This window comes from Kitasatospora griseola (assembly GCF_014648555.1).
GTDB lineage: Bacteria > Actinomycetota > Actinomycetes > Streptomycetales > Streptomycetaceae > Kitasatospora > Kitasatospora griseola.
Genome location: NZ_BMRI01000009.1, coordinates 49486 through 57363 on the forward strand (window position 1 = coordinate 49486; position 7878 = coordinate 57363).

Annotated in this window: 5 protein-coding genes; 4 read left to right on the plus strand and 1 reads right to left on the minus strand. The window is 73.2% G+C overall.

The features are described from left to right. Window positions 1-767 (plus strand): MFS transporter (locus tag IEZ12_RS38380; RefSeq protein ID WP_505744214.1); only part of this gene is annotated, 767 nt, incomplete at its 5' end. Between the two features lie 63 nt (window positions 768-830). After that, window positions 831-1493 (plus strand): LppU/SCO3897 family protein, encoded by a 663-nt coding sequence (locus tag IEZ12_RS38385; protein WP_229847524.1) that lies wholly within the window; start codon window positions 831-833, stop codon window positions 1491-1493. Between the two features lie 7 nt (window positions 1494-1500). Here IEZ12_RS38385 and IEZ12_RS13920 read toward each other — a convergent pair whose 3' ends face one another. Further along, entirely contained in the window at window positions 1501-2904 is a 1404-nt protein-coding gene (locus IEZ12_RS13920; protein ID WP_373295481.1) for a CCA tRNA nucleotidyltransferase, read from the minus strand. 298 nt (window positions 2905-3202) lie between these two features. Between IEZ12_RS13920 and IEZ12_RS13925 the strand changes: the two genes are divergently transcribed. Both IEZ12_RS13925 and murJ read left to right on the plus strand, forming a co-directional pair. Then, window positions 3203-5614 carry a DUF6049 family protein gene (locus tag IEZ12_RS13925; RefSeq protein WP_189272331.1) on the plus strand — a complete coding sequence of 804 codons (2412 nt, stop codon included), beginning with the start codon at window positions 3203-3205 and terminating at the stop codon, window positions 5612-5614. 14 nt (window positions 5615-5628) lie between these two features. After that, the coding region (gene murJ, locus IEZ12_RS13930) for a murein biosynthesis integral membrane protein MurJ (RefSeq protein ID WP_229847525.1) at window positions 5629-7878 on the plus strand (2250 nt) is incomplete at its 3' end.

Here is a 7878-nt window from a genome sequence, read left to right on the forward strand (position 1 = left end):
TGATGCCGCCCGGACGGAACGCGGACGCCGTCCTGGTGACGCTGGCGGCGCTGCTCTACCTCTCCGCCGCGACGGCCGCCCGGCGGATCGCCCCGGACGCGCTCGGCCCCGATGTCCACGATGAACTCCCGTCCCTGCGACAGGCGTTGGGCACCGCCTGGCACGATCTGCTGGCCGGGCTGCGGCACCTGCTGCGGGACTGTCGGCCGGCCGTGCGGGCGCTGGCGGCGGTGACCCTGGCCCGGTTCTGCTACGGCGTGCTGATCGTCATGGTGCTGATGCTCTCCCGGTACACCTTCAACAGCGCGGACGACACCGCGGGCGGCCTGTCCAGCCTGGGCCGGGCGGTGATCCTGTCCGCGGTGGGCTTCTTCGTGGCCGCGGTGATCAGCCCGTGGTGCACCCGGCGGCTCGGGCTGCACGGCTGGATGACGGTGTGTCTGGCGGCCGCCGCGGTGTTCGTCCCGGCGCTCGGACTGACCTTCCGGGAGGTCCCGTCGATGCTCGCGGCGCTGCTGCTGGGCGTGGTCACCCAGGGCACCAAGATCTGCGCGGACACCCTGGTGCAGGAGTCGGTCGAGGACGAGTACCGGGGCCGGGTGTTCGCGATCTACGACGTGCTGGTCAACGTCTCGTTCGTCGCGGCGGCCGGGGTGACCGCCCTGGTGCTGCCGCTGAACGGCCGTTCGGTGCCGGTGGTGCTGGGCCTGGCGGTGCTGTACGCGCTCGGCGCGCTGCTGTACTTCCGCTCCGCACGCCGGACCTGACGGGGTCTCTGCCGCTAGGGTCGTGGGCGCACGGCACGCCTTCGTCGTCCTGGGGGAGAACAGATGAGCACACCGCCGCCGCCCGGTCCGTACGGTCAGCAGCCCGGCCAGCAACCGCCCGGCTACGGCCAGCCGTCCGGCTACGGCCACCCGCCCGCGTACGGGCAGCCGCCGTCCTACGGCCAGCCCCCGGCGTACGGAACGCCCCAGGCGTACGGTCAGCCGTCCGGCTACGGGCAGCCCCCCGCGTACGGACAGCAGCCTCCCGGGCCCGGCCCGCAGCCGGCGTACGGGCAGCCCCCCGCGTACGGGCAGCCGCCGGCCGGCGAGGGGCAGATGCCCGCCTGGGGGCAGGCGCCGCCGCCCGCCAAGCCGCCCACCCGGAAGGCCAGGATCCGGGGCGTGGTGGTCGGCCTGGGGCTGATCGGCGTGGCCGTCGGCGGCCTGTTCGCCTTCCGCGCGCTGACCGGCGGGGGCAACAAGGGCGCGAACGTCGGGGACTGCCTCACCACTCAGCACCGGACGGTGGCCTGCACCGCGGCGGACGCCAACTGGAAGGTCGTGGCGCGCCACACCGGCCTCATCAGCACGTACAACTGCGCCCAGCAGTACCCGGGGACGACGGCCTACGACAGCCAGTACCGGTCCAAGAAGAAGACGGTCAAGTACCGGCTGTGCATCAGCCCGCTGAACGCCGCTCCCAAGCCGGCGGCCGGCGGGCACTGAGCCTGCGTCAGTCCTTCGGCTGCGCCGCCCACCACTCGTGCAGCGCGGCGACCGCCGCCTCGTGCTCCATCGGGCCGTGCTCCAGGCGCAGTTCGAGCAGGTGCTTGTAGGCGCGGCCGACCGCCGGGCCGGGGCGCAGGCCGAGCAGCTGCATGATCTCGTTGCCGTCCAGTGCGGGCCGGATCGCGTCCAGTTCCTCCTGGGCCTGGAGCGTGGAGATCCGCTCCTCCAGCGAGTCGTAGGTGCGGGCCAGCGCGGCGGCCTTGCGCTTGTTGCGGGTGGTGCAGTCGGAGCGGGTCAGCTTGTGCAGGCGCTCCAGCATCGGGCCGGCGTCGGTGACGTAGCGGCGCACCGCGGAGTCGGTCCACTCGCCGCCGCCGTAGCCGTGGAAGCGCAGGTGCAGCTCGACCAGCCGGGACACCTCGTTGATCAGCTCGTTCGAGTACTTGAGCTCGCGCATCCGCTTGCGGGTCATCTTCGCGCCGACCACCTCGTGGTGGTGGAAGGAGACCCGGCCGTCGGACTCGAAGCGGCGGGTGCGCGGCTTGCCGATGTCGTGCAGCAGCGCGGCGAGGCGCAGCACCAGGTCGGGGCCCTCGGTCTCCAGCGCGATGGCCTGCTCCAGGACGGTCAGCGAGTGCTCGTAGACGTCCTTGTGGCGGTGGTGCTCGTCGCTCTCCAGGCGCAGTGCCGGGAGCTCGGGCAGCACGAAGTCGGCGAGGCCGGTGTCGACCAGCAGGCGCAGGCCCTTGACCGGGTGCTCGGCGAGCAGCAGCTTGTTGAGCTCGGCCTGGACGCGTTCGGCGGAGACGATGGTGATCCGCTCGGCCATCGCGGTCATCGCGGCGACCACCTCGGGCGCCGGCTCGAAGTCGAGCTGGGCGGCGAAGCGGGCGGCCCGCATCATCCGCAGCGGGTCGTCGGAGAAGGACTCCTCGGGGGTGGCGGGGGTGCGCAGCACCCGGGCCTCCAGGTCGTCCAGGCCGCGGTGCGGGTCGACGAAGCCGCGGCCGGGCAGGTCGACGGCCATCGCGTTGACGGTGAAGTCGCGGCGCACCAGGTCCTGCTCGATCGAGTCGCCGTAGCTGACCTCGGGCTTGCGGGAGCTGCGGTCGTAGGCCTCGCTGCGGTACGTGGTGATCTCGATCAGGAACGAGCCCTCGGGCGTGTCCTTGCGGGCGCCGACGGTGCCGAACGCGATGCCGACGTCCCAGACCGCGTCGGCCCAGCCCTTGACCAGCTTGAGGATCTGCTGGGGGCGGGCGTCGGTGGTGAAGTCGAGGTCGTTGCCGAGCCGGCCGAGCAGGGCGTCCCGGACCGAGCCGCCGACCAGCGAGAGCCGGTGGCCGGCGTCCTGGAAGCGGCGGGCGATCTCGTCGGCGACCGGGGAGACCCTCAGCAGTTCCTGCAGGCCGAGGGTCTGCGCCTCGGTCAGGCCCGGCAGGGCGACCCGGTCGGCGGAGCTGGAATGATTGGTGCTGGACGCATTGGCAGTGGACACGGCTCACAAGGGTACGTGCCCGCCCCGCTCCGCCGCCCTCCCGTTTCGTGTGCTCCGCCCGCTCCTCAGCTCCCGGCCCGTGGCACTGCGGGCCGCGCAACGTCGTTACCATGCCGGGTGAACGCTCCTTGTCGGAGGCCGCCGGGGTCGGGCGGGGCCGCGTCGGTGCGTGGGTCGATCGAGACGATCAGGAACGGCGAGGACGCGCGTGGACGAGCGGACCGGGCGGGGCGCGGCAGGGGCCGGGCGCCGTGGACGGTGGACGGGCCGGCTGGCCAGGGGTGCCGCCGCCCTGCTGGCAGGCGGACTGGTCGGGGCCGTCGCGGCCGCCCCGGCGGCGGCCCGGCCCGGCACTCTGGTGACTGCGACGGGCGAGTACCCGGCGACCGTGCAGATCGACACGGTGCAGGTCGGCAACGGGGCGACGCCGAAGATCGCGCACGAGAACGAGAACGTGACGGTCACCGGAAAGGTCACCAACTCCGGTTCGGAGACGCTGAGGTCCTCGGCGGTCAAGGTGCGGCAGCCGAGCGCCGGCAAGCCGATGCTGACCACCCGCAGCGACATCGACATGATGGGCTCCTGGGCCACGCCGAGCACCAAGGACGGCATCGCGCTGGACAACCCGGCGCAGGAGGTCGGCGACCTGGGCCCGGGGCAGAGCAAGGACTTCACCCTGCAGGTGCCGGTGTCCGCGCTGAACGCCAAGGAGACCGGCAGCTACGAGCTGGCGGTGGACCTCTGGGGCACAACCGGCGGCGACCGGACGGCGCACCCGCTCGGCATCGCCCGCACCTACCTGCCGTTCCAGGGGCACGCCACCGCCAAGCCCTCGCAGGTCTCGGTGGTGTGGCCGCTGACCCACGCCCCGGTGCTGGTCGCGCAGACCATGCCGGACCAGGACCAGACGCCGGTGCTGCGGGACGACAGCCTGGTGGGCGAGCTGACCGGCGACGGGCGGCTGAACCAGCTGGTCGAGATCGGCAAGACGATGCCGGGCCTGACCTGGGCGATCGACCCGGACCTGCTGGACACCGTGTTCGCGATGACCAAGCCGTACCGGGTGCAGAAGCCCGGCACCTCCGGCGAGTCCGCGCGGGACGACAACACCGTGCCGGGCACCGGCCGCGACGCGGCGACGGCCTGGCTGGCGAAGCTGAAGTCGGCGGTGTCGGGGCAGGACTCCGAGGTGGTGTCGCTGCCGTACGCCGACCCGGACCTGGCGTCGATCGCGCACCACGGCGCCGGCCTGAACGGCATGGACGCCGCGCTGCGCAAGGCGATGACGGCGGGGCAGGTCACCACCGAGGCGCGGCTGTCGGTGGACGCCCACTCGGACGTGGCCTGGCCGTACCGGGGTCTGCTGGACCAGCGGACGGCGGCCGTGGCGGGCGCGGCGGGCGGCCGGACGGTGCTGGTCAACGGCGCGTCGATGCCGGAGTCCGACAAGCTGACCTACACGCCGAACGCGGCGCGTCCGATCGGCAACGGGCAGACCGCGGTGGTCTCGGACTCCGTGCTCGCCTCGCTGTTCCAGAACGACCTGGCCACCGTGCAGGACCGCACCGCGGTCCAGCAGCGGTTCCTGGCCGAGACCCTGGCGATCGCCCACCAGGAGCCGGAACACCAGCGCGGCGTGCTGGTGCTGCCGTCCCGGTCGCTGACCGTCGGCACCGCGCAGGCGCTGCACGACTCGGTGCTGGCGGCGTCCGGCAACGGCGGCTGGGTGACTCCGGTCATCCTGCAGAAGGTCGTCGACATGCCGGCGGACCCGACCGCCAACGCCAACGTCCCGGCCGACTACCCGGGTGACGCGACCGGCACCGAGCTGTCCTCCGGCGAGCTGGTCGACACCATGGGCATCCAGGACGGCGTCGACCAGCTGATGATGATCCTCACCCAGCCGGAGCGGGTCCGCGGCCCGTTCAGCGCGGCCATGGTGCGGTCGATGTCCACCAGCTGGCGCGACCAGCAGAAGGCCGGCGTCGCCTACCGGGCCGGCGTGCAGCACTACCTGGACAACCTGAAGTCGGCGGTCCGGGTGCCGAAGAAGAGCACCGTGACGCTGCCGGGCGACAACGCGACGCTGCTGATCAGCGTCAAGAACGACCTCACCCAGGCGGTCGGCAACCTGGAGCTGCGGCTGTACTCCACCCAGCCGAACCGGCTCCTCGTCGGCGAGAACCAGCCGGTGGTGCTGGACGCCACCACCTCCCGCACCTTTCGCTTCCCCGCCGAGGCCCAGGTCAACGGCCAGGTCCAGGTGACCGCGGAGCTGTGGACCACCGGCCCGAACGCGCAGCGCTACGGCGAACCGGTGGAGTTCACCGTCGACGTCACGTCGGTGGCCAGCGGTGTGACGTACGTGATCGCCGGCGGCACCGCGCTGATGCTCCTCGCCGGGGTGCGGTTCTACCTGCAGCGCAAGAAGCGCAAGGCGGCCGGCGAGATCGACGAGGACCCGGACCGCCCGCTGTCGGACGCCGCGGGCGACGACGGCGACCGGCCGGGCGCCGACGCGGAGCCCTCCTCCGGGCGGGATGACACCGATCGGGTCTCCGGTGATGAGATGGTGGATCACCGGGCGCCTCACCCCCAGGCGTCCGTCCCCCCTCTCTGACGTGGATTGGTGGCATGAACGAGCGGAGCGAGCGAGCAACCCAGGACCAGGGCGGAGGTAGGCCCCAGGACCGCGCGGGCGGCCCACGGTCCGCCGCCGCCCCCGCCGACCCCGCCGCCGACTGGTACGTCGCCGACACCTACGCCCGTGACCCGTACGCCGCCGAGGCGTACGGGGACGCGGACCCGTACGGCGAGGTCGACCTGCCGGCCGCCGTCCCGGACGCCGCGGAGGTCCAGGACGCCCCGGAGGCCACGGCGGCGGTGCCCGGCCAGCCGAGCAGCGAGCCCGAGGCCGCGCTGCGGCTGACCGCACCGGCCCCGCGCTGGGCGTCGATCGCCGCCGAGGTGGCCGCGGAGGCCGCCGAGCCGACCGGGTCGCGCTGGGACACCGAGACCACCGAGTACGTCGGCGTGGAGACCCTGCTGTCGGCCCCGGAGCAGGCGCCCGCGCCGCAGGCCGCGCCACCCGCTCCGAAGGCCACCGAGCCCGAGTCGGCCGAGCCCGCCGGCGAACCGGAGCCCGCGAAGGCCCTCGGGCCCGAGCCGGCCCCCGCGACGGGCGAGCGCCACCCGTACGTGCCGCCGATCGAGTTCGACCCGCCGCTCTCCGAGGAGGAGGCGGTGATGCGGGCCGACGCGGCCGTCCTGGAGGCCAACGCCGCCGCCGCGCCGCCCGCCCCCGTACCTGCGCCCGCAGCCGCGCCCGTGGCCGCACCAGCGCCCGCCGGGCCGGGCGACGCCGGTGCCAGCGGTGGCGACGGTGCCGGCAGCAGGGTCGCCGGGCTGCTGAACTCCAGCGCCATCATGGCGGCCGGCACCCTGGTCTCCCGCGGCACCGGATTCCTGCGCACCATGGTGATCGCCGCCGCGATCGGCGTGGCCTCGATGGGCGACTCGTACAACGCCGCCAACACGCTGCCCACCCTGCTGTACATCCTGATCGGCGGCGGCGCGCTGAACGCGGTGTTCGTCCCGCAGCTGGTGCGCAGCATGAAGAACGACGAGGACGGCGGCACCGCCTACGCGAACCGACTGCTCACCCTGGTGGTGACCGGCCTGGCGGGCGTGGTGTTCGTCGCGGTGCTGGCCGCGCCGGTGCTGGTGCAGCTGATCTCGCACGCCCTGATGCGGGACCAGCAGAGCGCCGAGACCACGGTCGCGCTGGCCCGGTACTGCCTGCCGACCATCTTCTTCATGGGCGTGCACGTGGTGATGGGCCAGATCCTCAACGCCCGCGGCCGGTTCGGCGCGATGATGTGGACGCCGGTCCTGAACAACCTCGTGGTGATCTTCACCTTCGTGATGTACATCGGCGTGTACGGCACCTTCCAGCACACCGAGGTCACCCCGCAGGCCATCTCCCCCGAGGGCGTCCGGCTGCTCGGCATCGGCACCATGCTGGGCCTCGCCGTCCAGGCGCTGTCGATGATCCCGTACCTGCGGTCGGCGGGCTTCGCGTTCCGGCCGCGCTTCGACTGGCGCGGCGCCGGCCTGGGCAAGGCGGCCCGGCTGGCCAAGTGGACCTTCCTGTTCGTGCTGGCCAACCAGGCGGGCTTCCTGGTGGTGACCCAGCTGGCCACCGCCTCCGGCAAGGCCGCCGAGCACGACGGCCACCTCGGCGTCGGCCTGGCCGCGTACTCCAACGCGCTGCTGATCTGGCAGCTGCCGATGGCGGTGATCACCGTGTCGGTGATGAGCGCGGTGCTCCCCCGGCTGTCCCGGGCGGCCGCCGACCAGGACGCCGGGGCGGTCCGCGACGACCTCTCCTACGGCCTGCGCACCTCGGCGGTGGCGATCGTCCCGGCGGCGTTCCTGTTCCTGTCGCTGGGCCCGGTGATCGGCTCCTCGATCTACGGCCTGGGCAACGGCGGCGCGGTCGCCCACGGCACCACCGCGGTCGGCTACATGCTCTCCGCCTTCGCCCTCGGCCTGATCCCGTACTCGGTGCAGTACGTGCTGCTGCGCGGCTTCTACGCGTACGAGGACACCCGCACCCCGTTCTCCAACACCGTCTGGGTGGCGCTCACCCAGGCCGGCACCGCGGTGCTGTGCTGGCTGCTGCTGCCCGCACAGTGGGCGGTGACCGGCATGGCGCTGGGCTACGGCCTGTCGTACGCGGTGGGCGTGTTCGTCGCGGTGCCGAAGCTGAAGGCGCGGATCGGCGGCCTGGACACCGCCCGGATCACCAAGACCTACGTCCGGCTGGCGATCGCCTCGCTGCCCGCCGCCGTGGTCGGCCTGGGGATCGAGCTGTTCGCGCTG

What these genes read in the sequence shown, in the direction of transcription:
- IEZ12_RS38385 (WP_229847524.1), top strand. Translation starts at nt 831, where the DNA reads ATGAGCACACCGCCGCCGCCCGGTCCGTACGGTCAGCAGCCCGGCCAG.